This window comes from Streptomyces sp. WAC 04229, from assembly GCF_003947455.1.
Lineage (GTDB): Bacteria > Actinomycetota > Actinomycetes > Streptomycetales > Streptomycetaceae > Streptomyces.
On record NZ_QHJH01000068.1, the window covers coordinates 1 to 24,532 of the forward strand.

Below are 24,532 nucleotides of genomic sequence, written 5' to 3' on the forward strand. Positions count from 1 at the left end.
AGAGCAGCCCGCGGGCGGCAGAAGTTGATAAAAAGGACCAGCCGACGCGCACCCCCCCCGCCCCCGAATAGCGGGCCCCCCCGGCGCCCCCCCCCACCCCCCCCCGCCGGTACTTGTCGCTCTCCGCGCCCGGCACCGGGAGCAGCCGGGCCACGTCCCCGTGCTGCAGGGCCTCCAGCTCGGCCGCCTCACCCGGCAGCGGCAGCCCGATGTCCACCAGCCGCACCGAACCGGCGTACTCCCGCGCCGGATCCACCAGCAGACCCGGCTTGTGCGCCCCGAAGGTGACCGTCAGGTCGGCGCGGACCGCGGCCCCCCGCACCTCCCCGGTGTCCGCGTCGACCCCGCTCGGCAGGTCGACGGCGACCACGGCGGCCCGGGACCGCGCGGCCGCGTCCGCGAGCGGTACCGCCTCCTCCCGCAACCCGCCCTTGCCGCCGATCCCGACGATCCCGTCGACGACCAGGTCGGCCCGCGTGACCAGCTCCACGGCCGGCCCGGCGCCGGTCTGAGGCCCGCCCGCCACCGTCCGGCCACCCGCCCGGCGCAACGCGGCCAGCCCCGGTCCGTGCGCGCGGTCCGGCGCCAGCAGCACCGCCGTCACCCCGGCCCCCCGCCGGGCCAGCCGGGCCCCGGCGTACAGGGCGTCACCGCCGTTGTCCCCGCTGCCGACCAGCAGCACCACCCGGCTGCCGTAGACCCGGCCCGCCACCCGTCCGAGCACCTCGGCGCAGGCGGCGGCGAGCCCGGCGGCGGCCCGTTGCATCAACGCCCCCTCCGGCAGCCGTGCCATCTCCTGGCGTTCCGCCGTCCTGACCGTCTCCACGCTGTACGCAGTCCGCATGCCGTCGAGTCTTCCCCGTACACCCGGAACACGCACGAGCCCGGCGCCCGCGATGTGCGGGACAGTTGTCCCATGGGCGACGAGGAGACGGCACAGGTCATGACCTCTCTGGGGGCCAGACTGCGGGCGATCCGGCGGGCCCGCGGGCTCAGCCTGGCGCAGCTCGCCGCGGCCACCGGCGTCTCCGTGAGCACGCTGTCCCGGCTGGAGTCGGGGCGCCGGGAGCCCGGACTGCGGCACCTGCTGCCGCTGGCCAGGGCCCACCGCCTGCCCCTGGACGAACTGGTCGGCTCCAGCACCGGCGACCCCCGCGTCCATCCCCGGCCCTTCACCCGGCACGGCCAGACCTGGGTCCCGCTCACCCGGAACCCGAACGACGGGCTGCACGCCTACAAGCAGATCCTCCCCGCCCCTGCCGTCCCGCGGACCCCCGGGAGCCCGCGCCCCGAACAGGGGTCCCACGAGGGCCACGAGTGGCTCTACGTCCTCTCCGGCCGCCTGCTCCTCGCCCTCGGCGACCACGACCTCGTCCTGACGGCCGGCGAGACCGCGGAGTTCGACACCCGCGTCCCGCACGGCATCGCCAACGCGGGTGACCGGCCGGTCGAGTGGATCGCCCTGTACGGCGCCCAGGGCGAGCGCATGCACATCCGGGTCCGGCCGGCCGGGGGCCGGGCCTAGGAACCCTTGACGGCACCTGGAGATCCTTGGAGAAGGCGCTACCCCTCCGCGATCACCACCGCCGAGGCCACCCCCGCGTCGTGGCTGAGCGACAGGTGCCACGACGCCACCCCCAGCTCCGCCGCCCGCGCCGCGACCGTCCCCGTCACCCGCAGCCGCGGCCGGCCGCTGTCCTCGACGTACACCTCGGCGTCCGTCCAGAGCAGGCCGGCCGGCGCGCCCAGCGCCTTGGCCAGTGCCTCCTTCGCCGCGAAGCGGGCGGCGAGCGAGGCGACGCCCCGGCGCTCCCCGCTCGGCAGCCGCAACTCGCTCTCCAGGAAGAGCCGCCCCGCCAGGGCCGGTGTGCGCTCCAGCGACGCCCCGAACCGCTCGACCTCGGCCACGTCGATCCCGACCCCGATGATGCTCATGCCGGGCACCCTAACCACTGCCGGCCCGCCGTCCGGCGGTGACGCCGGGCACACGGCGACGGCCGGGGGCTCTGAGAGACTGTGGGCACGATGAGTGAGACAGCTGCTCGGCGGGACGCGGTACTGCGGGCCCGGGCCGAGATCGACCTGGCCGCCCTGCGGGCCAACGTCCGCGCCCTGCGCGAACGGGCCCCCGGGGCGGCTCTCATGGCCGTCGTCAAGGCCGACGGATACGGCCACGGCGCGGCACCCTGCGCCCGCGCGGCCGTCGAGGCGGGCGCGACCTGGCTGGGCACGGCCACCCCGCAGGAGGCGCTCGCCCTGCGCGCGGAGGCCGGACTGCCGGACGGCGTACGGATCATGTGCTGGCTGTGGACGCCGGGCGGCCCCTGGCGGGAGGCCGTGGAAGCCGGTCTCGACGTCTCCGTCAGCGCCCTGTGGGCCCTGGAAGAGGTCACCGCGGCGGCACGGCTCGCCGGGCGCCCCGCGCTCGTGCAGCTCAAGGCCGACACCGGGCTCGGCCGGGGCGGCTGCCAGCCGGGCGCGGACTGGGCGGAACTGGTCCGTCAGGCCCTGCGAGCCGAGGCCGAGGGCCTGCTCCGGGTCACCGGGCTCTGGTCTCACTTCGCCTGCGCCGACGAGCCCGGGCACCCCTCCATCGCCCCCCAGCTCACCCTCTTCCAGGAGATGACCGCGTACGCCGAACGGCAGGGCGTACGCCCCGACGTGCGGCACATCGCCAACTCGCCGGCCACGCTCACCCTCCCCGAGACCCACTTCGACCTGGTGCGGCCCGGCATCGCGATGTACGGCGTCTCGCCCAGTCCCGAGATCGGCACCCCCGCCGACCTCGGACTGCGGCCCGTGATGACGCTGACCGCCGCGCTGGCCCTGGTCAAGCAGGTGCCCGGCGGCCACGGCGTCAGCTACGGGCACCACTACACGACCCCCGGCGACACCACCCTCGGCCTCGTCCCCCTCGGCTACGCGGACGGCATCCCGCGCCACGCCTCCTCCCTCGGCCCCGTCCTGGTCGACGGCAAGTGGCGCACCGTCGCCGGACGGATCGCGATGGACCAGTTCGTCGTCGACCTCGGCGGCGACCGGCCCGAAGCGGGCGCCGAGGCGGTGCTGTTCGGGCCCGGCGACCGCGGCGAACCCACCGCCGAGGACTGGGCGCAGGCGGCCGGAACCATCGGGTACGAGATCGTCACCCGGATCGGATCCCGCGTGCCGCGCGTCTACTTGAACGAGTGACGCGTCCATAGGGGATGACGCGCCACCCGCACACCGCGTGACGCGCGTTCAGGTGAATCGGCAACCAGTGGGTATCCGCACAGCGGCCCGGCGAAGAGGAGCGGTGTACGTGAGCGAGAGCAACGCGGAGGCCGTCGCGTCGGCCGTCGCCTCCGCCACGGAAGCGGCCACCGAGGCCGCCGCCGGCGGCTGGCGCAGGGCGACCGGCATCGCCGGCGTCGCCATAGGCGTGGTCGCGGCGGGCGCGGCGGCCGGCGTGGCGATAGAGCGGCTGACGGTCGGCCGCGGGATGCGCCAGAAGGCCCGGCTCGCCCTGGACTCGGCGGGGCCGTACGGCGGACTGCGCGGCAACCCCGGCAAGGCGTACGCCGACGACGGCACCGAGCTGTACTACGAGGTCGACGACGTCGAACCGGCTGAGGAGTCCGCGCTGACCCGGCGCAGGCGGCGGCTGTTCGGCCGCAAGGAGCCCGCTGAGGTGACCGTCGTCTTCAGCCACGGCTACTGCCTCAACCAGGACTCCTGGCACTTCCAGCGGGCCGCCCTGAAGGGCGTCGTCCGCACCGTGCACTGGGACCAGCGCAGCCACGGCCGGTCCGCGCGGGGCGTGGCCCAGACGCGGGACGGCCGCCCGGTCACCATCGAGGAGCTGGGCCGGGACCTGAAGGCCGTCATCGACGCCGCCGTGCCCGAGGGGCCGATCGTGCTGGTCGGGCACTCCATGGGCGGCATGACCGTGATGGCCCTGGCCGACGCCTTCCCCGACCTGGTCCGCGAGCGGGTCGTCGGCGTCGCCCTGGTCGGCACCTCCTCCGGCCGCCTCGGCGAGGTCAACTTCGGGCTGCCGGTGGCCGGTGTCAACGCGGTCCGGCGGGTGCTGCCGGGCGTGCTGAAGGCGCTGGGGCAGCGGGCCGAGCTGGTGGAGAAGGGGCGGCGGGCCACGGCGGACCTGTTCGCCGGGATCATCAAGCGGTACTCGTTCGCCAACCGGGACGTCGACCCCGCCGTGGCCCGGTTCGCCGAGCGGATGATCGAGTCGACGCCGATCGACGTGGTCGCCGAGTACTACCCGGCCTTCAACGACCACGACAAGACCGAGGCCCTCGCCCACTTCGCCGGCCTGCCGGTCCTGGTGCTGGCCGGGGTGCGCGACCTGGTGACGCCCAGCGAGCACAGCGAGGCGATCGCGGGACTGCTGCCGGACGCGGAGCTGGTGCTGGTCCCCGACGCGGGGCACCTGGTGATGCTGGAGCACCCGGAGCTGGTCACGGACCGTCTGGCCGACCTGCTCGCCCGCGCGGGCGCAGTGCCGGCAGCGGCTACCGTGGATGGCTATGGAAGCACCAGCAGCAGCGCGGGGCCCGGCTGAGCCGGACCGGCCCGCCCCCGAGACCGAGATCACCGTCACCTCCCCCGAGCAGATGCGGGAACTGGGCCGCAGGCTCGCCAAGCTGCTGCGCGCCGGTGACCTGGTGATGCTCAGCGGGGAGCTGGGAGCGGGCAAGACGACGCTGACCCGGGGGCTCGGCGAGGGCCTGGGAGTGCGCGGCGCCGTCACCTCTCCGACCTTCGTGATCGCCCGTGTACATCCCTCGCTCGGTGACGGCCCGCCGCTCGTCCACGTGGACGCCTACCGGCTGTCCGGCGGCCTGGACGACATGGAGGACCTCGATCTGGACGTCTCCCTGCCCGACTCGGTGATCATCGTGGAGTGGGGCGAGGGCAAGGTCGAGGAGCTGACCGACGACCGGTTGCAGCTGTGGATCCACCGCGCCGTCGGCGACACCACGGACGAGGTGCGGCACGTGACGGTGACCGGCGTCGGCGCGCGCTGGGCCGACGCCGACACGAGCGTGCTCGCCGGCTGAGCGCGGCCCCGGCCGGTCCCTTCGGTGCGCCGCCGGGATGTTCCGACAAGGCGTCGGGAAATATTGCGTTCCGGGTCTTGTGCGTGGTCACATGGTATCCAGCTCGTGGTTAGGCATGCCTAACCACGCCCGCCCCCGACCTTCAGGAGGCGTCCATGTCCCAGACCGAGCCGCAGGCCCGCCGCAGGCCGCAGTCGCCCGCGCTCAGCGGGGTGCCCATGAGTGAACTGCTGGCGTCCTGCGCCGCCGCCGCGGCGGTCTCGACGCCGCCGCGCGCACCCGAACCGGAGGCCCGCGGGCCCGTCCGGGAGCACCGCGAGGCCGCCTGACCCGCCCAGGCTCCGTGCCTCAGGGGACGACGACGACCGGCTGCCCGATCGTCGCGAACCGCCACATCGCGTCGCCGTCCGCGCGCGACTCCCGGATGCCGCCGGTGCGCTCTCCCGGAGCGGGCTTCGCCGTCGAGCCGTCGAGCGCCGCGCTGAACCCGATCACCACGCCCGCGGTGCTGGTGAAGCGCACGACGTGCTCGACCGGGACGCCGTCGGACCCGGTGACCCGGTTGGACCTGGAGGTGACCGCGTAGGTGCCCGGCGCCGGGTCGACCGAGCTGGGCGTGACCCGGAAGGTGCGCCGCACCTCGCCGCCCGCGCCGACCAGCCACACCCGGTCGTCGTCCACCGAGTACACCACCCGTTCACCCTGGCCGGATCCGGTCGGCAGGGCCTCGGGGTGCCTGCGGTCGCGCGGTGCCTTGGAGGCGCCCGGGGCGGGTGTGCTGTCGACCTGGGTCCGGCCGAGGTCGGCGGGGACGCTGGCCGACGCCTGGTGGGCGAGGTAGCCGATGGTCGCGAGGGCGGCCGCGGTGAGGCCGGTGACGAAACCGGCGCTGCTGCTTGCCACGGGCGACCACCTCGTCGTCGTACGTCGTGCCTGTGTTCCCCGGCGACGGTAGCAGTCCGTGACGTGGTGGCCGCGCTGTGCGACACGGGTGGGGACGGGAGCCGCCGACCGGGCGTCCGCCGGGGGGCGCGCGGCGCCGTAGGCTGTTTGCGTGCTCTTGCTCGCTCTGGATACCGCCACGCCCGCCGTGACCGTCGCGCTGCACGACGGTACGGACGTCATCGCCTCGTCGAGCCAGGTGGACGCACGCCGGCACGGTGAGCTGCTGCTGCCCGCCGTCGACCGGGTGCTCGCCGAGGCCGGACTGCGGCTCGACGCCGTCACCGGGGTCGTCGCAGGCATCGGCCCCGGCCCGTACACGGGCCTGCGCGTCGGCCTGATGACCGCTGACACCTTCGGGCTCGCGCTCGGGGTGCCCGTGCACGGCGTGTGCACGCTGGACGGCCTCGCCTACGCCGCCGACCTGGAGGGGCCCTTCGTGGTGGCGACCGACGCCCGCCGCAAGGAGGTCTACTGGGCGCGCTACGCCGACTCCCGCACCCGCCTCACCGACCCGGCCGTCGACCGCCCCGCCGACATCGCCGGGCAGGTGGCCGGAGTCCCGGCCGTCGGCGCGGGCGCGCTGCTGTACCCGGACACCTTCCCGAAGGCGCACGAGCCCGAGCACGTCTCCGCGGCCGCCCTCGCCTGCCTGGCCGCCGAGAAGCTCGCTGCGGGCGAGAAGCTGCCCGAGCCCCGGCCGCTGTACCTGCGCAGGCCCGACGCCCAGGTCCCCAAGAACTACAAGGTGGTCACCCCCAAGTGACCGGAGCGACCGAACCCGTGGCCCCGGCCGTGGACGCCGGGCTGCGCGAGATGCGCTGGTGGGACATCGACCCGGTGCTCCGCCTGGAGCGGGAGCTGTTCCCGGAGGACGCCTGGTCGCGGGGCATGTTCTGGTCCGAGCTGGCCCACGCGCGCGGCCCCGGGGCGACCCGGCGGTACCTGGTCGCCGAGGAGGACGGCCGCCTCGTCGGCTACGCCGGCCTCGTCACCTCCGGGGAGCAGGGCGACGTGCAGACCATCGCCGTCGCCCGCGACCACTGGGGGACCGGCCTCGGCGCGCGGCTGCTGACCGAGCTGCTGCGGGCCGCGACCGCCTTCGAATGCACCGAGGTGCTGCTGGAGTGCCGGGTGGACAACACCCGCGCCCAGCGGCTGTACGAGCGGTTCGGCTTCGAGCCCATCGGCTTCCGGCGCGGCTACTACCAGCCGGGCAACGTGGACGCCCTGGTGATGCGCCTGACCGACCCTTCCACCTCCGTACCGGGAACCGAACGAGGAACCGACAACCATGGCTGACTCACGCGACGAGCCGCTCGTCCTCGGGATCGAGACCTCCTGCGACGAGACCGGCGTCGGTGTCGTGCGCGGCACCACCCTGCTGGCCGACGCCATCGCGTCCAGCGTCGACGAGCACGCCCGCTTCGGCGGCGTCGTCCCCGAAGTGGCGAGCCGCGCCCACCTGGAGGCGATGGTCCCCACCATCGACCGCGCCCTCAAGGAGGCCGGGGTCAGCGCCCGCGACCTCGACGGCATCGCCGTCACCGCCGGTCCCGGCCTGGCCGGCGCCCTGCTGGTCGGCGTCTCGGCGGCCAAGGCGTACGCCTACGCCCTCGGCAAGCCCCTGTACGGCGTCAACCACCTCGCCTCGCACATCTGCGTCGACCAGCTGGAGCACGGCGCGCTGCCCGAGCCGACGATGGCCCTGCTGGTCTCCGGCGGCCACTCCTCGCTGCTGCTCTCGACGGACATCACCTCCGACGTCCGCCCGATGGGCGCCACCATCGACGACGCGGCCGGCGAGGCCTTCGACAAGATCGCCCGGGTGCTGAACCTGGGCTTCCCCGGCGGCCCGGTCATCGACCGGTACGCGCGCGAGGGCGACCCGAACGCGATCGCCTTCCCGCGCGGGCTGACCGGTCCGCGCGACCCGGCCTACGACTTCTCCTTCTCCGGGCTGAAGACGGCCGTGGCCCGCTGGATCGAGGCGAAGCGGGCGGCGGGGGAGGAGGTGCCGGTGCGGGACGTGTCGGCGTCCTTCCAGGAGGCGGTCGTGGACGTGCTGACCCGCAAGGCGGTGCGCGCCTGCAAGGACGAGGGCGTCGACCACCTGATGATCGGCGGTGGCGTCGCCGCCAACTCCCGGTTGCGCGCGCTGGCCCAGGAGCGCTGCGAGGCGGCCGGCATCCGGCTGCGGGTGCCGCGCCCCAAGCTCTGCACGGACAACGGCGCCATGGTGGCCGCCCTCGGCGCCGAGATGGTCGCCCGGGGCCGGGCCGCCTCCGACTGGGACCTGTCCGCGGACTCGTCGCTGCCGGTGACCGACCCGCACGTGCCGGGGACCGGCCAAGGCCACGGCCACTCGCACGACCACGTCCACGAGGTCAGCAAGGAGAACCTGTACTCGTGACCGTCGCCCTGATGTGGGAGGCGCGGGCCGTGCCCGGCCGGGGCGCGGACCTGCTGGCCTGGACCCGCGCCCAGCCGCTCGCCGGCACCCCGCTCCGCCGCGAGACCCTGCGCGCCCCGCAGGACCGGGTCCTGGTCATCACCTGGTGGGACGCCCCGTACGACGCGGAACTGCCGGAACTGCCCGAACCCGACGGGGATCTGGTCACGAGGGCGGTGCACCGGTGGCGGTTCGAGGCGGTCGGTGACTGATCTGGTGCGTAATGCATCGATCGGATGACCGGCGGATGACCGAGTTGGCCGAGGGCGCCGCCCGGCCGGGCCCCGCCCTTCGACCCCGCCTGCGGTCGCCCGACCGGCAGCTGCACCGGCCGCGGCCGGCCACGACGGGGGCATCCCTCCGACCGGCCGAACTGGGGACGGAGCAGGAATGAACCGACGGGCCCGGACAGCGGGTCCTCGAATGTTTTGGCGTGCTGACCGAATGTTTTGATGCCCGCCCGGTGTGACCATCCGACCCCCGGCCTGCCTGGGGCTTCGTCAAGCGGGCCCGCAGGGTTACGATCGCCGCCATGACATCCCCGCAGCCCGCTGAAACCCGGACGCAAAAGCGGTCCCCGCAGACCGCGACCCTCGCCGAGATCGCGCGTGCGGCCGGTGTGTCGGCGCCGACTGTTTCGAAGGTGCTCAACGGCCGTGCCGACGTCGCGCCCTCGACCCGGGCCCGCGTGGAGGAGCTGCTGCGCACCCACGGCTACCGGCGCCGGCGGGCCGAGTCGACCCGTTCACCGCTGATCGACCTGGTCTTCCACGAGCTGGAGAGCGCCTGGGCGATGGAGGTCATCCGGGGCGTGGAGAACGTGGCCCGGGACACCGGGCTCAGCGTGGTGCTCTCCGAGAGCGCGGGGCGCCTCACGCCCGGCCGGACCTGGGCCGACCAGGTCGCCGCCCGCCGTCCGCACGGCGTGATCCTGGTCCTGTCCGGCCTCGACGAGTCCCAGCGGGCTCTGCTGACCAGCCGCTCCATCCCGTTCGTGGTGATGGACCCGGCGGGCGACCCCGGCGCCGACGTGCCGTCCATCGGCGCCACCAACTGGCAGGGCGGACTCGCCGCCACCCGGCACCTGGTCGACCTCGGGCACACCCGCATCGGGGCGATCAGCGGGCCCACCCGGATGATGTGCAGCCGCGCCCGCGTCGACGGCTACCGGGCCGCCCTGGAGACCGCCGGGCTGCCGGTCGAACCCGACCTGATCGTGACCGGCGACTTCCACCACGAGGCCGGTTACCGGCGGGGCCTGGAGCTGCTGCGCCGCCCCGACCGGCCGACCGCCGTCTTCGCGGGCAACGACCTCCAGGCGCTGGGCCTGTACGAGGCCGCCCGCGAGCTGGGGCTGCGCATCCCGCAGGACCTCAGCGTGGTCGGCTTCGACGACCTGCCGGTGGCCCGCTGGGTGGGGCCGCCGCTGACGACCGTGCGGCAGCCGCTGATGGAGATGGCCGAGGCGGCGGCGCGGCTGGTCCTGGACCTCGGGCGGGACGACGGCTCCGCGTCGGCGACCCGGGTGGAGCTGGCCACCAGCCTGGAGGTGCGCAGCAGCACGGCGGCGCCCGGCACCGGCTGAGCCGCGCCGAAGCCCGCGCCGAGCCGCGCCGAAGCCCGCGCCGAGCCGCGCCGAAGTCTGAGAATTTACGCAGAATCCCGACCCGCACGTTCCTGATTCAACAATTCCGACTTATGTTCCCTCCGACGGGGCACTCGCGTGGGGACGCGAACGGGACCGGCTGGGGCGGGGGCGGACGCATGGCTGCGCGGGACGGGCGCGGTGGGCGCTCGAAGGGGTTCAAGGTGGCCGGCCTGGCGCTGGCCGGGGCGCTGCTGCTCGGGTTCGCCGCGGTGGGCTGGACGTACTGGCACCTGAACGGCAACATCAACAGCGTCGACATCGAGGGCGCGCTCGGCGACGACCGCCCCGCGCGCCCGGCCACCGTCCCCTCCGCCTCGCCCTCCGCCTCCCCGGTGCCCACCGGCGCCCTGAACATCCTCGTCCTCGGCTCGGACTCGCGCAGCGGCGAGGAGAACCGGGAACTCGGCGGCGGCGACAGCGGGGGCGCCCGCTCCGACACGGCGATGGTCGTCCACCTCGACGCGGGCCGCACCGCCGCCACCGTCGTCAGCATCCCGCGCGACACGCTCGTCGACCGTCCCTCCTGTCCGCTGGAGTCCGGCGACTCGACCCGGGAGGCGAGCAACGCGATGTTCAACACCGCCTACGAACTGGGCGGTCCGGTCTGCGCGGTCAAGACCGTCGAGTCCTTCACCGGTGTCCGCATGGACCACTACATCGAGATCGACTTCTCCGGTTTCGCCAAGCTGGTCGACGCGTTGGGCGGGGTCACCGTCACCACGGACGTGGACATCGACGACGACAAGAGCCACCTGCACCTGGACGCCGGCACCCACCACCTCGACGGCACCGAGGCGCTCGGCCTGGCCCGCACCCGCTACGGGCTGGCGGGCGGCAGCGACCTGGCCCGGATAGAGCTCCAGCAGAACCTGGTCAAGGCGCTCCTCGAACAGATCGCGACCACCGACCTGCTCACCGACCCCCCGCGCCTCTACCAGGTCGCGGACGCGGTCACCGGCAGCCTCACCACCGACACCGGCCTGGACTCGCTGGGCGAGCTGACCGGCCTCGGCCGCAGCCTCGGGGGCCTCGCGGCGGACGACGTACGCACCGTGACCATGCCGGTGGACCCGGCGCCCTGGGATCCCAACCGGGTGATCGCCCACGAGCCGGACGCCGGTGACCTGTGGGAATCGCTGCGCTAGCGGCCTCCCGGAAAATTCCTGAAGAAAATCTGCGGGGGGTGTCGATCCACGCCGCGCCCGTTCGACGCACTGGGTGAGAGGCCGGGGAGCGACCCCGGCCGCCGAACCCGAGGAGTCACCGTGCCCCGCTACCTGTCGCTGATCCGCATCGAGGAGAACGACACCTTCTCCGGCGGCCCCAGCCCCGAGCTGGTGCAGCGCATGGAGAAGCTGATGGAGGAGATGACGAAGGCCGGCGTCCTGCTCGACACGGCCGGTCTCACCCCGACCGCCGACGGCACCCGCGTCCACTACGAGGGCGGGCAGCTGTCCGTCACCGACGGGCCCTTCACCGAGTCCAAGGAGGTCGTCGGCGGCTACGCCCTGCTCCAGGCCAAGGACAAGGCCGAGGCCGTCGAGTGGACCAAGCGCTTCCTGAAGGTGCACGAGGAGCACTGGACGGTCACCTGCGAGGTGCGCCAGCTCATGGAGGGCTGAGTTCCGCTTTGCTCGGGCCGTTCGAGGGTGTTGCATGGTGGGCTGTGGAACCGCAGCCCACCGAGGCCCTGGAGACCGTCTTCCGACTGGAGACCCCGCGCGTCGTCGCCGGGGTCGCCCGGCTCGTGCGGGACGTCGGCATCGCCGAGGAACTCACGCAGGACGCCCTGGTCGCCGCCCTGGAGCAGTGGCCGAGGGACGGTGTGCCCGACAACCCCGGCGCCTGGCTCATGGCCACCGCCCGGCGCCGCGCCGTCGACCTCGTCCGGCGCCGGGAGACCTACGCCCGCAAGCTCGCGGAGATCGGCCGCGAGCTGCCCGCCGAGACACCGCCGGTGGAGCCCGCCGACCCGGACGACATCGACGACGACCTGCTGCGGCTGGTCTTCACCGCCTGCCACCCGGTGCTCTCCGCCGAGGCCCGCATCGCCCTGACCCTGCGGCTGCTCGGCGGCCTGACCACGCCCGAGATCGCCCGTGCCTTCCTCGTCCCGGAGCCGACGGTCGCGCAGCGCATCGTGCGCGCCAAACGCACCCTGGCCACGAGGAACGTCGCCTTCGAGGTGCCGTACGGCCCGGACCGGGCGGCCCGCCTGGGCTCCGTCCTGGAGGTCATCTACCTGATCTTCAACGAGGGGTACGCGGCCACCGCGGGCGACGACTGGCTCCGCCCGGCCCTGTGCGAGGACGCCCTGCGCCTGGCCCGAGTCCTCTCCGCCCTGATGCCGAAGGAACCCGAGGTCCACGGTCTGACGGCGCTGCTGGAGTTCCAGGCCTCCCGTACCGCCGCCCGCACCGGCCCCGACGGCGCGCCGGTCCTCCTGCGCGACCAGAACCGCCGCCGCTGGAGCCGGCTGCTCATCGCCCGCGGCATCACCGCCCTCGACCACGCCCACGCCACGGCCGGTTCCGGCGCCCCGGGCCCGTACGTCCTCCAGGCCGCGATCGCCGCCTGCCACGCGACGGCACACCGCTACGAGGAGACCGACTGGCCGCGCATCGCCGCGCTCTACGGCCTGCTCGCCGCCCGCGCCCCGTCCCCGGTCGTCGAACTCAACCGCGCGGTCGCCGTGTCGATGGCCGAGGGCCCGGCCCCCGCGCTGGCCCTCGTCGACGCCCTGGCCGCCGAACCGGCCCTGCGCGGCTACCACCTGCTCCCCAGCGTCCGCGGCGATCTCCTGCTCCGCCTGGACCGCCCGGCCGAGGCGCGCGCGGAGTTCGAGCGGGCCGCGTCCCTGACCCGCAACGAACGCGAGCGCGAACTGCTGATCCGCCGGGCGGAGGAGTGCGGTTAGGGCCTGTCCGCCGGAAAGGTCCTACGGCTTCCGCACCGGCTGACCGACCAGCATCGTCGGCGCTCCCGCGACCCGGGTCATGAACACCGTCGCCGCGTTCGGCCCCTGCGGCTTGACCTTCCGCCGCAGCTCCTCCGGCTCGACCGCGGACCCCCGCTTCTTCACGGTCAGCGTGCCGACGCGGCGCTCCCGCAGCAGTGCCTTCAGCTTCTTCACGTTGAAGGGCATGAGGTCGGTGATCTCGTACGCCGTGGCGTACGGCGTCGGCAGCAGCTCGTCCGCGGTGACGTAGGCGATGGTCGCGTCGAGCAGCCCGCCGCCGACCTGCTCGGCGACCTCGGCGACCAGATGGGCGCGGATCACGGCGCCGTCCGGCTCGTACAGGTAGCGGCCGGGTGTGCGGACCTCCGGGTCGGGCAGGCCGGTGCCGGGCAGGGTGCGGGGCCCCGGCAGCAGGGTGGCCCGCACGGCCCCCGCGGCGCCGCCGAACCACAGCACCGCCTCCTTCACGTCCCCGCCGTCGGAGATCCACTCGGCCTCGGCGTCCTGTGGCACCGCCTCGTGCGGAATGCCGGGCGCCACCTTCAGCGCGGCGGCGCGGGAGGCCGTACGGGCCGCGCCGACGGCCCAGGACAGCGGCGGCGAGTAGGCCTCGGGGTCGAAGATCCTCCCCCTGCCGCCGCGCCGGGCCGGATCGACGAAGACCGCGTCGTACCCGCCGGTGTCCACCGCCTCGACGTCCGCCTCGCGCACCTCGATCAGCTCGGCGAGCCCCAGCGCCTCGGCGTTGGCGCGGGCCGCCGCCGCGGTCGCCGGGTCGCGGTCCACCGCCAGCACCCGGATGCCCGCCCGGGCCAGCGCGATCGCGTCGCCCCCGATCCCGCAGCACAGGTCGGCCACGGAGGTGACACCCAGAGCCGCGAACCGCTCCGCCCGGTACGCCGCCACGCTCGCCCGCGTGGACTGCTCGACGCCGTTGGCCGTGAAGAACATCCGACCCGCGTCCCGGGCCCCGAACTTCGCCGCCGCCCGCTGCCGCAGCCGTGCCTGCCCGAGCGCGGCCGACACCAGCGCGGCCGGGTGCTCGCGGCGCAGCCGGGTGGCGACGGCCAACTCCCGCGCGGGGTCGGTGTCGCGCACCTCGTCGAGGAGGGCGCGGCCTTCGGGGGTCAGCAGGGAGAGCAGGGCGTCGAGGTCGTTCACCGCCTCATTGTGGGCCAGTCGGTGGATGGTGTGCCTCCGGCGCGGTGTCGGACGGGGTCCGGCGGTCCGGGACTGCGAGGATCCGGCACCATGCGAGCAGTCGTACAAAATGACAAAAGCCGGGCGTCGCGGGTGCTGCGGGCGGCGACTGCCCCCGGACCGCGCGGACGCACCGCCGCCGTCACCGCCGTCCTCGCCGTGGCCGCACTCGCCGCCGGCTGTGCGCAGGACACCTCGGACGTCCGGGGCGCCCACGGCCAGGAGCCCCTCCAGGCACCCCCGGCCCGCGCGCTCGACGCGTACGCGGCCCGACTGGGCGCGGCCCAGGCCGCCCGGGTCGCCGCCGCCAAGCGCTGGGACCTCCGAAAGGTCCCGCTGACCGCCCCCGCGCCCCCCGCGAAGAAGCCGGAGATCAAGGCGCGCGACGGCTTCGAGGTCGAGGGCCAGGAGGAGGACGGCCTCCCGCCGGTCTTCACCACGATCCCCACGAAGGAGAAGATCGTCTTCCTCACCATCGACGACGGCGCCGAGAAGGACCGGTCGTTCCTGAGGATGATGAGCGAGCTGAAGATCCCGTACACCGTCTTCCTCACCGACGAGGAGATCAAGGACGACTACGGCTACTTCAAGAAGATGCAGGCCCGCGGGGTCACCCTCAACAACCACACCCTGAGCCACCCCTACCTCCCCGGCCTCTCCTACGCGGAGCAGAAGCGGGAGATCTGCGGCATGCAGGAGGTCATGGAGAAGCGCTACGGCAAGCGCCCCGTCCTCTTCCGCCCGCCCTTCGGCAACTACAACCGCGACACCCTGCGCGCCGCCAAGTCCTGCGGCATCGAGTACGCGCCCATCTGGAGCGAGGAGGTGTTCGTCGACCACTGGGAGTACCGCGAGTGGGACCGGGACCTGCACCCCGGGGACATCGTCCTCACCCACTTCCGGGGCCGCGAGGACTGGGACGGCACGATGACCGACATGGCCCGGCGCTTCCTGAACCGGATCACCGCCGAGGGCTACGCGGTGGCCCGCCTGGAGGACTACCTGTGAGGCGAGGGCGGTTCCGGCCGGCCGGGGCCGCCCTGGCCGCCGTACTGCTCACCGGATGCGCCCAGTTCGCCGGCCCCGCCGGACACCCGGCCGCCGGGGAACCGGCCCGGGGCGGCGACCGGAGCGGCGACCAGAACCGGAACCTCCCGCCCGTCGTGGACCACGTCCGCACCACCGACCGGGTCGTCTTCCTGACCTACGACGACGGCGCCGAGCGCGATCCCCGCTTCACTGCCCTGGTCCGCGAGCGCCGCCTGCCCGTCACCCTGTTCCTCACCGACACCGTGGCCGGACCGGCGTACGGCCACTTCGCCGGGCTGCGCTCGGTGGGCGCGAGCCTGCAGAACCACACCCTGGACCACCGCTCCCTGCGGGGCCTGCCCTACGCCGGCCAGCGCGCCGAGATCTGCGGCCAGCAGACCAAGCTCAGGTCCCGCTTCGGCGTCCGCCCCCACCTCTTCCGCCCCCCGTACGGCACGTACGACACGACGACCCTGCGCGCCGCGGCCGACTGCGGCATCACGGCCGTGGTCATGTCGAGGGCGTCCCTGAACGCCGACGGCCACCTCGTCTACACCCGCGGCGAGCACCGCCTGCACCCCGGCGACATCGTGTCCGTGGACCTGACGGCCCATACGGAGCGTTTGCTGGAGACGATCGAGGAGCAGGGGCTGAGGGTGGGCAACTTGAACGACTACCTCACTTCCAGCCCGTCCGGCGTTTGAGGACGAGGCCGTTCAGGCCGAAAGGGGGGTCTGGGGGCGCAGCCCCCAGCGAGGCCCACACCCACGCCGGATGCGCTCCACAGACCGGCGTTCACGCGAAAACCCGGCCGACGCGCCGCGGGCATTGGCACTCCGCTTGACCGAGTGCTAATCGCAGTCATAGTCTCGGCTCTGGCACTCCCCACTGGAGAGTGCCAACTACGCGACGGGCAGGTCCGGCACCCGCGACGACGGATCCACCTGGTCGCCACCTCAGACAGTTAACCCCGTGAGATCTCCGAAGGGGGAGGTCGGATCGTGACGACCACCAGCTCCAAGGTTGCCATCAAGCCGCTCGAGGACCGCATTGTGGTCCAGCCGCTCGACGCCGAGCAGACCACGGCTTCGGGCCTGGTCATTCCGGACACCGCCAAGGAGAAGCCCCAGGAGGGCGTCGTCCTGGCCGTCGGCCCGGGCCGCTTCGAGGACGGCAACCGTCTTCCGCTCGACGTCAGCGTCGGCGACGTCGTGCTGTACAGCAAGTACGGCGGCACCGAGGTGAAGTACAACGGCGAGGAGTACCTCGTCCTCTCGGCCCGCGACGTGCTCGCGATCGTCGAGAAGTAGAAGTAGCTCCTACTTCACCGAAGCACCTTGCTTTCCAGCTGCGCCCCTGGCTCCCGCGACCATAAAAAGCCGGGCGTCGGGGGCGCAGTTGCCGTATAACCCCGAGATTTCCGGAAGAGGGCTCACGCTCCCATGGCGAAGATCCTGAAGTTCGACGAGGACGCCCGTCGCGCCCTCGAGCGCGGCGTCAACAAGCTCGCCGACACCGTGAAGGTGACGATCGGCCCCAAGGGCCGCAACGTCGTCATCGACAAGAAGTTCGGCGCCCCCACCATCACCAACGACGGCGTCACCATCGCCCGCGAGGTCGAGGTCGAGGACCCGTACGAGAACCTCGGCGCCCAGCTGGTGAAGGAGGTGGCGACCAAGACCAACGACATCGCGGGTGACGGCACCACCACCGCCACCGTGCTCGCCCAGGCGCTGGTCCGCGAGGGCCTGAAGAACGTCGCCGCCGGCGCCTCCCCGGCGCTGCTGAAGAAGGGCATCGACGCGGCCGTCGCCGCCGTGTCCGAGGACCTCCTCGCCACGGCCCGGCCGATCGACGAGAAGTCCGACATCGCCGCCGTCGCCGCGCTGTCCGCCCAGGACCAGCAGGTCGGCGAGCTGATCGCCGAGGCGATGGACAAGGTCGGCAAGGACGGTGTCATCACCGTCGAGGAGTCCAACACCTTCGGTCTGGAGCTGGACTTCACCGAGGGCATGGCCTTCGACAAGGGCTACCTGTCGCCGTACTTCGTGACGGACCAGGAGCGCATGGAGGCCGTCCTCGAGGACCCGTACATCCTGATCAACCAGGGCAAGATCTCCTCCATCGCGGACCTGCTGCCGCTGCTGGAGAAGGTCATCCAGGCCAACGCCTCCAAGCCGCTGCTGATCATCGCCGAGGACCTGGAGGGCGAGGCGCTCTCCACCCTCGTCGTCAACAAGATCCGCGGCACCTTCAACGCCGTCGCGGTGAAGGCCCCGGGCTTCGGCGACCGCCGCAAGGCGATGCTCCAGGACATGGCGGTCCTCACCGGCGCCACGGTCATCTCCGAGGAGGTCGGCCTCAAGCTCGACCAGGTCGGCCTGGACGTGCTCGGCACCGCCCGCCGCATCACCGTCACCAAGGACGACACCACGATCGTCGACGGTGCCGGCAAGCGCGACGAGGTCGAGGGCCGCATCAACCAGATCAAGGCCGAGATCGAGTCCACGGACTCCGACTGGGACCGCGAGAAGCTCCAGGAGCGCCTCGCGAAGCTGGCCGGCGGCGTGTGCGTGATCAAGGTCGGCGCCGCCACCGAGGTGGAGCTGAAGGAGCGCAAGCACCGTCTGGAGGACGCCATCTCCGCGACCCGCGCCGCGGTCGAGGAGGGCATCGTCTCCGGTGGTGGCTCCGCGCTGGTCCACGCCGTCAAGGTGCTGGACGGCAACCTGGGCAAGACCGGCGACGAGGCCACGGGTGTCGCGGTCGTCCGCCGCGCCGCCGTCGAGCCGCTGCGCTGGATCGCCGAGAACGCCGGCCTGGAGGGCTACGTCATCACCTCCAAGGTCGCCGAGCTGGACAAGGGCCAGGGCTTCAACGCCGCCACCGGCGAGTACGGCGACCTGGTCAAGGCCGGCGTCATCGACCCGGTGAAGGTCACCCGCTCCGCCCTGGAGAACGCGGCCTCCATCGCCTCCCTCCTCCTGACGACCGAGACCCTGGTCGTCGAGAAGAAGGAAGAGGAAGAGCCGGCCGCCGCGGGCCACGGCCACGGGCACGCCCACTAGGCGCTGCGCTGAGCCGAACGGTGCCCAGTGCCCCTACGGGGGTGCTGGGCACCGTTGCGTTCACCCGACGTACCGGGTTCGCGTCTGCCCGGCGGGTTCTGGGCCGGGGCGGCACCGTCGTGGTTGCTCGCGCAGTTCCCCGCGCCCCTTACGGGGCGATCCCCTTGTCGACGTACTCCTCGACGCGTCCGGCGGCCTTCCCGGTGAACCCCTGGGACAGCTCGACCTTGAAATCGCCGGCGTACACGTCCTCCTTGATGTCGAGGACGTCCCGCCGGGCCAGGCGGGCGCCGCGTGGTGTGGCGCTGAAACGGAAGGTCAAGCAGGCGACGGCCGTCTGTCGCGGTGGTCGGTCACACCAGCCCGCTCAGCGGCAGGATGCGCTCACCGAGCCGCCCCCGCAGCCTGCCCCCGGCGATGTCGGCCTCGGTGAGCCAGCCCGTGGCGACCAGCACCTCGGCGTGCTCGGCGACGTCCTCGGGCCGCAGGCCACAGAACGAGGCGACCGCGTCCAGGCCGACACCGTCGCCGGCGGCGCCTTCGACCCGCTCTCCGAGACGCCCGTCGGGACGGCTGTGGGCGGCGGTGTACACGGCGAGGAGCCGGGTGGCGGCGCCCGCCTTCTTCTTCCGGAGCTTCCGGTCGCCCACCACCTTCTGCGCCCACCCCGACAACCGTGCCCGGGTGACCTTGCCGAAGGGAAGCGGGCGCGTCTCGGCGGGCAGTAGCGAGGGGACGGTGACCTGGGTGGGCTCCTCGGGCCGGGAGTCCAGCGCGTCGGCGACGTCGACCCCCTCCGGCAGACGCAGCCAGCCGACGTCGACGAGTTCCTGGACCACCCGCTCGGCGTCGCCCTGCAGCCAGCCGGCGAGATCCTGCCCGGTCACGTTCCCGGTGCCGGCGCGCGCGGACCGCAGGGAGAGCATGAGCACCGCGAGCCTCGCCTCGGCCCCGGGGAGCGGGGCGTGGACCCGGACGTGCTCCAGCACCCTACGGGCGTGGGCGCCCTGCCCCCGGGTCAGCAAGCGCTCGACGACCGGCCCGCCACCGTCGACCTCGATGCCGAGGCGGTTGGCGTTCATCTCGCGGGTGGTCCGCGCCGCGGCCTCCGCCCGTACGGCCTCCTCCCGCAGGGACGCGTCGTCGGTGACGTCGGCCCACAGCGCGAAGGCGCGGGCCTTGCGGTCGTGGAGTTCGGCGAGGACGGCGAGATCCGGTTCGGGGCGCCGCTGGTACGCGCGGAACGCGTCCCCGAGTTCGGTCAGCTCCAGCCGCAGCACGTCGGGCTGGAGGTCGTGCGGCACGATCCGCTGCGCGATCTTGCCCCACCGCCCCGCACCCAGGTGCCCGGCAGGGACACCACCGGGCCGGGGACGCGGGGCGGGCCGGGCGCGCGGGACGGACGCAGCCCCGGCGCCGGCCGCCTCGGGGCGCCCCGAGGCGGGAAACGCCGACGGCGGCCCGCCGGCCCCGGGGGCGTCGGAGAACATCACCGACCCCCCACCGGTCACCGCGCCCCGATCCGGCTTCCCCCTGCCCTGAGGCCCGCCGTCGGCGCCCTCGACGAACCGTCCGCCCCGGTCACCCGTGCCCGCGCTCACCCGATGCCACCTTCTCCCTTTGCCGGCCTGCTACCTCCCGCCCGCTGCGGGCGCAGCCACCTGACGCTACGTTTCCCATCGCATCCGCCGGCGAGGGACCGGAATGGACCACACGTTCGGGTGACGCTCCCGTGCGTGCACCGGAGCCGGGCCATCCGAGTGACATGAGCCCTAAGAGCCGTGCCGTGCAGGTGAATTCAGAACAGCACCACTTCGCCCACGCGGCCACGCGCCACTACAAGGACGCCGTCTTCCTGATGGACGCGGCACGGCTGCCGAACGCCGACCACCACTTCGGCGTGGCGGTGGAATGCGCCCTCTCCTGCTCCCAGCGGAAACCGGATGTGCGCGGCTGGAACCAGCCTTCCCGGGTGACGGGAGTTGTCGGCTTGGGAGCGGCTGGCACCAAGCACCTCCGGGGCGGCTGCGGCGAATGAGGAGAGCTCTGCGACAACTGCCCGAACCCTCTCAATGACAGGAGCAGCATCCTGGTCCGCACATACGACAGCCGGTCCGGAGCCGGTTGCCCGGCCGATGACGAAGGGACGTCGCTCGTCCCCTCCTCTTACTGCGGCCCGTACTTCCGCCCCGTCCGTGAGCTGATCCCGCCCAGCATCCCCCGCGGGACCAGCTTCGCCGCGCCCATCAGGGTCTTGTAGCGGGGGTCCGGGATGGAGAGGGACTTGCCTCGGGAGAGGTCGTCCAGGGCCGCGGCGACTACCTTGTCCGCGTCGAGCCACATCCAGTTCGGGATGTTGTCCGTGCCCATGCCGGCCCGCTCGTGGAACTCCGTGCGGACGAAGCCGGGGGCCAGGGCCATCAGGCGGACGCCGCTGCCGGCCAGGTCCTTCGCCACGCCCTGGGTGAACTGCACGACCCACGCCTTGGACGCGCCGTAGGTGCCGCGCGGCACGAAGGCGGCGACCGAGGCGACGTTGACGACGCCGCCGCGACCGCGCTCCCGCATCGGCTCCACCGCCGCCGAGGTCAGCCGCAGCACCGCCTCGCAGTGCACCTTGAGCATGGTCAGCTCGTCGGCCATGGAGACGTCGAGGAACTTGCCCTTGTTGCCGAAGCCGGCGTTGTTGATCAGCAGGTCGACGGGGTGCCTGCGCTCGCCCAGCCGGGTGGCCACCGCCTCGATGCCGGCGTCCGTGGACAGGTCGGCCGTCAGCACCTCCGCCTCGATGCCGTGCCGGTCGTGCAGCTCGGTGGCCTGTTCGTGCAGCCGCTTGGTGTCGCGGGCCACCAGCACCAGGTTGTGTCCGTCGGCCGCCAGCCGCCGGGCGAACGCGGCGCCGATGCCCGCCGTCGATCCCGTAATCAATGCCGTTGTCATGGCGCAAGGTTAGGGGGCGAAGTGGAGGGGCCCCCTTCGCTCACCGGTCCCGCCACCGGTGAAGGGCCGGTGAAGAAAGGACTGGTGAGGAGCGGTCAGCCGCCGTACCTCGCCACGTACTTCCGCGCCTGCGCCAGAGCCTCCGGGTGCAGCGCCCCGTCGGCCGCGAGCAGCCGGGGCAGCAGCTCCCGCTGGGTGGTGACGGCCCGGAACTGCAGGGCCACCGTCACCTCGTGGTCGGGCCGGTGCACGATGCGGACCGGGTCGCCCGCCCGTATCTCGCCGGGCTCCACCACCCGGAAGTACGCGCCCGGCGCGGCCTTCTCCGTGAAGCGCTTCACCCAGCGCCGCTCACCCAGGTGGCCCTGGAAGGTGCGGCAGGGGATGCGTCCGGAGGTCACTTCGAGCAGCAGGTCGGGACCGACCCGCCAGCGCTCGCCGATCAGGGCCCCGGAGACGTCCAGGCCCGTGGTGGTGAGGTTCTCGCCGAACGAGCCGCTGGGCAGCGCACGGCCCAGTTCGCGTTCCCAGTCGTCCAGGTCCTCGCGGGCCACCGCGTAGACCGCCTGGTCCTCGCCGCCGTGGTGACGCGTGTCGCACACCGTGTCGCCGGCCAGCCCGCTCGCCCCGACGCCCTTCGGCCCGGGCGCCGCCACCCGCACGGGGCCGTCGGCCGGCCGCTTGTCGATGCCGGTGATGCCCTCCGGGTGGTCCGTGTACGGCACGGACTTCGCGCGGCCGAGGTTGACAGACAGAAGCTTCATGGCCGAACGGTAGGACAATCCTCGTCAAAGTGTCGACGCGGTATTCGGCGTTCGGTCAAAGGGTCACTTATCCTCGGGGGTGTGATCGAGGCTCGTCATCTCCGTGTGCTGCGCGCCGTGGCATCGACCGGTTCCTTCTCCGCCGCCGGGCGCGAGCTGGGCTGCACCCAGCCCGCCGTCAGTCAGCAGATGAAGGCCCTGGAGTCCTCCGTCGGCACCCCCCTGCTCGTCCGCACCGGGCGCGAGATGCGCCTCACGCAGGCCGGTGAGGCGCTGGTGCGGCACGCCGCCGGGATCATCGCGGGGCTCACGGCCGCCGAGGAGGAGGTCGCCGCCATCGCCGGACTGCGCGCCGGCCGGGTCCGGCTGGTCTCCTTCCCCAGCGGCAGTTCCGCCCTCGTGCCCAACGCCCTGGCGGCCCTGCGTGCCGCGCACCCCGGCACCCGGGTCTCCCTGGAGGAGGCCGAGCCGCCGGACTCCGTCGAGCTGCTGCGCGAGGGCGACTGCGACGTGGCGCTCGCCTTCCGCTACGAGGGTGCGGCGGGCGCGGAGGAGTGGGACGACCTGGTCGTACGGCCGCTGCTGACCGACCGACTCGTGGCGCTGGTCCCCGACGGGCACCGGCTGGCCCGCGCGGAGTCCGCCGGGCCCGTGGCCATCGGGGAGCTGGCCCGGGAGTCCTGGATCGCGGGCTGCCCCCGCTGCCGGGGCCAGCTGGTCGAGGTCTGCGAGGGAGCCGGCTTCACCCCCCGCATCGACTTCGCGACCGACGACTACCCGGCCGTCGTCGGCCTGGTCGGCGCCGGCCTGGGCGTGGCCGTCCTGCCCCAGCTCGCCGTCGAGTCCGTACGGCCCCGCGGTGTGCGCACGGTGACGCTGGAGCCGGCGGTGCGGCGGGAGATCGTCGCTCTCAGCCTGCCCGACCTGGCCCAGGTGCCCGCGGTGGCGGCGACGCTGGACGAGCTGAGCCGCGCGTCCGCGCGCCTGTCGGCGGCGCGGCGGCCGAACCCCCTCTGAGAATCGGCTGCGCCGGGAACCCCCTGGTCCGCAAATCCCTGGTCTGAGAACCCCCTGCTCTGAAGAACCCCCTCAAAGAAACGTTCCTTCAGTGGTGCGCGGACGTGTCCCCGCCGGCCGGCCCGGACGCCGAGGCCGACACCAGGCGGTGGCGCGCCCGGCCCATGAGCTCCTCGCGCTCGTCCTCGGTCAGTCCGCCCCACACGCCGTACGGCTCGCGCACCGCCAGCGCGTGCGCCGCGCACTCGGCGCGGACCGGGCACCTCATGCAGACCTCCTTGGCCGAGTTCTCACGAGCACTCCGTGCCGCACCGCGTTCGCCCTCCGGATGGAAGAAGAGCGAGCTGTCCACCCCGCGGCACGCGGCCAGGAGCTGCCAGTCCCACAGGTCCGCGTTCGGTCCTGGAAGGCGGGAGAAATCTGCCATTGCGTGACCCCTTGTTGCCGATATGGGTGAATCCCGACGATGCGGCGATGCGGCGATCCAGCGACCCAGCATCCACGACCGTACAACTACGATCTAAGGAGATGAAAATATGACTCATTGCGAATCTAGTCGCAGACACCGCCGAAGCGGAAGAAAAGCGTCTAAATGGGGCACTGGTTGTGATGAAACGGCGCGGGTCCGTCGCGCATGTCTGCTGCGTGGCCGCCCCCTCACGTACAGTGCCGAAGACGACACACAGCCCCGTAACTCTTTCGAGTGACCATCGTTGAGAGTGCGGAGGCGGTTGAAGGAACAAGTGCTCGGGCGGGCGTCCGGGACGGTCGACCGCACAGGTGACGATTTCGTACCAGCCTGGAGGCTCAACGTGACGCGCAAGAGCTGCGGAGGACGGCCATGACTTCCGTCCTCGTCTGCGACGACTCCCCGCTTGCCCGAGAGGCGCTGCGCCGCGCGGTGGCGACCGTGCCCGGTGTCGAGCGCGTGACGACGGCCGCCAACGGCGAGGAAGTCCTCCGCCGCTGGGGTGCCGACCGCTCGGACCTGATCCTGATGGACGTGCGCATGCCCGGCCTGGGCGGCGTCGAGACCGTCCGGCGGCTGCTGTCCGCCGACCCCGGGGCGCGCATCATCATGCTCACCGTCGCCGAGGACCTGGACGGCGTGGCCCTCGCGGTCGCCGCCGGCGCCCGCGGCTATCTGCACAAGGACGCCTCGCGCGCCGAGCTGCGCGCCACCGTCACGCAGGCCCTCGCCGACCCGACCTGGCGGCTCGCCCCGCGCCGGCTGCGCTCGGCCGAGATGGGCGCCGCGCCCACGCTCACCGCGCGTGAGATCCAGGTCCTGGAGGGCATGAGCCACGGCCGGTCCAACGCGGAGATCGGCCGCGAGCTGTTCCTCTCCGAGGACACCGTCAAGACCCATGCCCGGCGGCTCTTCAAGAAGCTCGGCGCCTCGGACCGCGCGCACGCCGTGGCGCTCGGCTTCCGGTGGGGCCTGGTCCGCTAG

Annotated in this window: 29 protein-coding genes; 20 read left to right on the forward strand and 9 right to left on the reverse strand. The window is 73.2% G+C overall.

Going from position 1 to position 24,532, the window contains the following annotated elements:
* On the reverse strand, window positions 1-844 hold an 844-nt coding region (locus DMH12_RS19545; RefSeq protein WP_125492830.1), incomplete at its 3' end, for an NAD(P)H-hydrate epimerase.
* A gap of 72 nt (window positions 845-916) precedes the next feature.
* Between DMH12_RS19545 and DMH12_RS19550 the strand changes: the two genes are divergently transcribed.
* Window positions 917-1,525, forward strand: a complete 609-nt coding sequence (locus DMH12_RS19550; protein WP_125492831.1) for a helix-turn-helix domain-containing protein — start codon at window positions 917-919, stop codon at window positions 1,523-1,525.
* 38 nt (window positions 1,526-1,563) lie between these two features.
* Here DMH12_RS19550 and DMH12_RS19555 read toward each other — a convergent pair whose 3' ends face one another.
* The gene (locus tag DMH12_RS19555) at window positions 1,564-1,935 is read right to left on the reverse strand and encodes a holo-ACP synthase (protein ID WP_125492832.1); all 372 of its coding nucleotides are present in this window, start codon (window positions 1,933-1,935) and stop codon (window positions 1,564-1,566) included.
* Window positions 1,936-2,025: 90 nt separating this feature from the next.
* Between DMH12_RS19555 and alr the strand changes: the two genes are divergently transcribed.
* The 4 genes from alr (at window position 2,026) to DMH12_RS39130 (ending at window position 5,389) form a co-directional block, all read left to right on the forward strand.
* A complete protein-coding gene (gene alr, locus DMH12_RS19560) occupies window positions 2,026-3,192 on the forward strand; it encodes an alanine racemase (RefSeq protein WP_125492833.1) in 1,167 nt (388 codons plus the stop codon).
* A gap of 109 nt (window positions 3,193-3,301) precedes the next feature.
* The gene (locus DMH12_RS19565; RefSeq protein ID WP_185832417.1) at window positions 3,302-4,561 is read left to right on the forward strand and encodes an alpha/beta fold hydrolase; all 1,260 of its coding nucleotides are present in this window, start codon (window positions 3,302-3,304) and stop codon (window positions 4,559-4,561) included.
* Window positions 4,527-5,060, forward strand: coding sequence for a tRNA (adenosine(37)-N6)-threonylcarbamoyltransferase complex ATPase subunit type 1 TsaE (tsaE, locus tag DMH12_RS19570; protein WP_185832418.1), 534 nt, complete (start codon window positions 4,527-4,529; stop codon window positions 5,058-5,060). The genes DMH12_RS19565 and tsaE overlap by 35 nt, the downstream gene beginning before the upstream one ends.
* 155 nt (window positions 5,061-5,215) lie before the next feature.
* Complete coding sequence (locus DMH12_RS39130; protein ID WP_185832419.1) at window positions 5,216-5,389, forward strand: hypothetical protein; 174 nt, start codon at window positions 5,216-5,218, stop codon at window positions 5,387-5,389.
* Between the two features lie 19 nt (window positions 5,390-5,408).
* Here DMH12_RS39130 and DMH12_RS19575 read toward each other — a convergent pair whose 3' ends face one another.
* Window positions 5,409-5,963, reverse strand: coding sequence for a hypothetical protein (locus DMH12_RS19575; protein WP_125492835.1), 555 nt, complete (start codon window positions 5,961-5,963; stop codon window positions 5,409-5,411).
* Between the two features lie 151 nt (window positions 5,964-6,114).
* Between DMH12_RS19575 and tsaB the strand changes: the two genes are divergently transcribed.
* From tsaB to DMH12_RS19615, 8 genes are all read left to right on the forward strand, one after another.
* The gene (gene tsaB, locus DMH12_RS19580) at window positions 6,115-6,768 is read left to right on the forward strand and encodes a tRNA (adenosine(37)-N6)-threonylcarbamoyltransferase complex dimerization subunit type 1 TsaB (protein ID WP_125492836.1); all 654 of its coding nucleotides are present in this window, start codon (window positions 6,115-6,117) and stop codon (window positions 6,766-6,768) included.
* 50 nt (window positions 6,769-6,818) lie between these two features.
* Window positions 6,819-7,304 (forward strand): ribosomal protein S18-alanine N-acetyltransferase, encoded by a 486-nt coding sequence (rimI, locus tag DMH12_RS19585; RefSeq protein ID WP_125492856.1) that lies wholly within the window; start codon window positions 6,819-6,821, stop codon window positions 7,302-7,304.
* Window positions 7,297-8,415, forward strand: a complete 1,119-nt coding sequence (tsaD, locus tag DMH12_RS19590; protein ID WP_125492837.1) for a tRNA (adenosine(37)-N6)-threonylcarbamoyltransferase complex transferase subunit TsaD — start codon at window positions 7,297-7,299, stop codon at window positions 8,413-8,415. Before rimI ends, tsaD begins: the two co-directional genes overlap by 8 nt.
* Window positions 8,412-8,666 carry a hypothetical protein gene (locus DMH12_RS19595; protein ID WP_125492838.1) on the forward strand — a complete coding sequence of 85 codons (255 nt, stop codon included), beginning with the start codon at window positions 8,412-8,414 and terminating at the stop codon, window positions 8,664-8,666. Before tsaD ends, DMH12_RS19595 begins: the two co-directional genes overlap by 4 nt.
* Window positions 8,667-8,986: 320 nt before the next feature.
* Entirely contained in the window at window positions 8,987-10,039 is a 1,053-nt protein-coding gene (locus tag DMH12_RS19600) for a LacI family DNA-binding transcriptional regulator (RefSeq protein WP_125492839.1), read from the forward strand.
* Window positions 10,040-10,218: 179 nt separating this feature from the next.
* Window positions 10,219-11,247 (forward strand): LCP family protein, encoded by a 1,029-nt coding sequence (locus DMH12_RS19605; protein WP_125492840.1) that lies wholly within the window; start codon window positions 10,219-10,221, stop codon window positions 11,245-11,247.
* Window positions 11,248-11,367: 120 nt separating this feature from the next.
* The gene (locus DMH12_RS19610; RefSeq protein ID WP_125492841.1) at window positions 11,368-11,724 is read left to right on the forward strand and encodes a YciI family protein; all 357 of its coding nucleotides are present in this window, start codon (window positions 11,368-11,370) and stop codon (window positions 11,722-11,724) included.
* A gap of 44 nt (window positions 11,725-11,768) precedes the next feature.
* The gene (locus DMH12_RS19615) at window positions 11,769-13,019 is read left to right on the forward strand and encodes an RNA polymerase sigma factor (RefSeq protein WP_125492842.1); all 1,251 of its coding nucleotides are present in this window, start codon (window positions 11,769-11,771) and stop codon (window positions 13,017-13,019) included.
* Between the two features lie 21 nt (window positions 13,020-13,040).
* Here the strand turns inward: DMH12_RS19615 and DMH12_RS19620 are convergent, their stop codons facing one another.
* Window positions 13,041-14,222, reverse strand: coding sequence for a class I SAM-dependent methyltransferase (locus DMH12_RS19620; RefSeq protein WP_260474258.1), 1,182 nt, complete (start codon window positions 14,220-14,222; stop codon window positions 13,041-13,043).
* A gap of 90 nt (window positions 14,223-14,312) precedes the next feature.
* On the opposite strand from DMH12_RS19620, the gene DMH12_RS19625 reads away from it, so the two are divergent.
* From DMH12_RS19625 to groL, 4 genes are all read left to right on the forward strand, one after another.
* The gene (locus tag DMH12_RS19625; RefSeq protein WP_125492844.1) at window positions 14,313-15,269 is read left to right on the forward strand and encodes a polysaccharide deacetylase family protein; all 957 of its coding nucleotides are present in this window, start codon (window positions 14,313-14,315) and stop codon (window positions 15,267-15,269) included.
* A complete protein-coding gene (locus tag DMH12_RS19630) occupies window positions 15,266-15,994 on the forward strand; it encodes a polysaccharide deacetylase family protein (protein ID WP_125492845.1) in 729 nt (242 codons plus the stop codon). Before DMH12_RS19625 ends, DMH12_RS19630 begins: the two co-directional genes overlap by 4 nt.
* Window positions 15,995-16,291: 297 nt before the next feature.
* Window positions 16,292-16,600: a co-chaperone GroES gene (groES, locus tag DMH12_RS19635; RefSeq protein ID WP_003974211.1), complete on the forward strand. Its 309-nt coding sequence runs from the start codon at window positions 16,292-16,294 to the stop codon at window positions 16,598-16,600.
* 132 nt (window positions 16,601-16,732) lie between these two features.
* Window positions 16,733-18,358, forward strand: a complete 1,626-nt coding sequence (gene groL / locus DMH12_RS19640) for a chaperonin GroEL (protein WP_122615796.1) — start codon at window positions 16,733-16,735, stop codon at window positions 18,356-18,358.
* 148 nt (window positions 18,359-18,506) lie between these two features.
* Here groL and DMH12_RS39135 read toward each other — a convergent pair whose 3' ends face one another.
* Together DMH12_RS39135 and DMH12_RS19645 are read right to left on the reverse strand one after the other, a co-directional pair.
* A complete protein-coding gene (locus DMH12_RS39135; RefSeq protein ID WP_185832420.1) occupies window positions 18,507-18,680 on the reverse strand; it encodes a hypothetical protein in 174 nt (57 codons plus the stop codon).
* A gap of 31 nt (window positions 18,681-18,711) precedes the next feature.
* Complete coding sequence (locus tag DMH12_RS19645; RefSeq protein WP_125492846.1) at window positions 18,712-19,959, reverse strand: hypothetical protein; 1,248 nt, start codon at window positions 19,957-19,959, stop codon at window positions 18,712-18,714.
* A 185-nt stretch (window positions 19,960-20,144) separates the two neighbouring features.
* On the opposite strand from DMH12_RS19645, the gene DMH12_RS19650 reads away from it, so the two are divergent.
* On the forward strand, window positions 20,145-20,396 hold the full coding sequence (locus DMH12_RS19650) for a hypothetical protein (RefSeq protein WP_125492847.1): 252 nt from the start codon (window positions 20,145-20,147) through the stop codon (window positions 20,394-20,396).
* A gap of 128 nt (window positions 20,397-20,524) precedes the next feature.
* Here DMH12_RS19650 and DMH12_RS19655 read toward each other — a convergent pair whose 3' ends face one another.
* Window positions 20,525-21,298: an SDR family oxidoreductase gene (locus DMH12_RS19655; protein WP_125492848.1), complete on the reverse strand. Its 774-nt coding sequence runs from the start codon at window positions 21,296-21,298 to the stop codon at window positions 20,525-20,527.
* Between the two features lie 95 nt (window positions 21,299-21,393).
* Window positions 21,394-22,062, reverse strand: coding sequence for an MOSC domain-containing protein (locus DMH12_RS19660; protein ID WP_125492849.1), 669 nt, complete (start codon window positions 22,060-22,062; stop codon window positions 21,394-21,396).
* A gap of 81 nt (window positions 22,063-22,143) precedes the next feature.
* Here DMH12_RS19660 and DMH12_RS19665 point away from each other — a divergent pair, with 81 nt between their 5' ends.
* Complete coding sequence (locus DMH12_RS19665; RefSeq protein ID WP_125492850.1) at window positions 22,144-23,079, forward strand: LysR family transcriptional regulator; 936 nt, start codon at window positions 22,144-22,146, stop codon at window positions 23,077-23,079.
* Window positions 23,080-23,167: 88 nt separating this feature from the next.
* Here the strand turns inward: DMH12_RS19665 and DMH12_RS19670 are convergent, their stop codons facing one another.
* Window positions 23,168-23,506 (reverse strand): WhiB family transcriptional regulator, encoded by a 339-nt coding sequence (locus DMH12_RS19670; RefSeq protein WP_125492851.1) that lies wholly within the window; start codon window positions 23,504-23,506, stop codon window positions 23,168-23,170.
* 414 nt (window positions 23,507-23,920) lie between these two features.
* Here DMH12_RS19670 and DMH12_RS19675 point away from each other — a divergent pair, with 414 nt between their 5' ends.
* Window positions 23,921-24,532 (forward strand): response regulator transcription factor, encoded by a 612-nt coding sequence (locus DMH12_RS19675; protein WP_003948568.1) that lies wholly within the window; start codon window positions 23,921-23,923, stop codon window positions 24,530-24,532.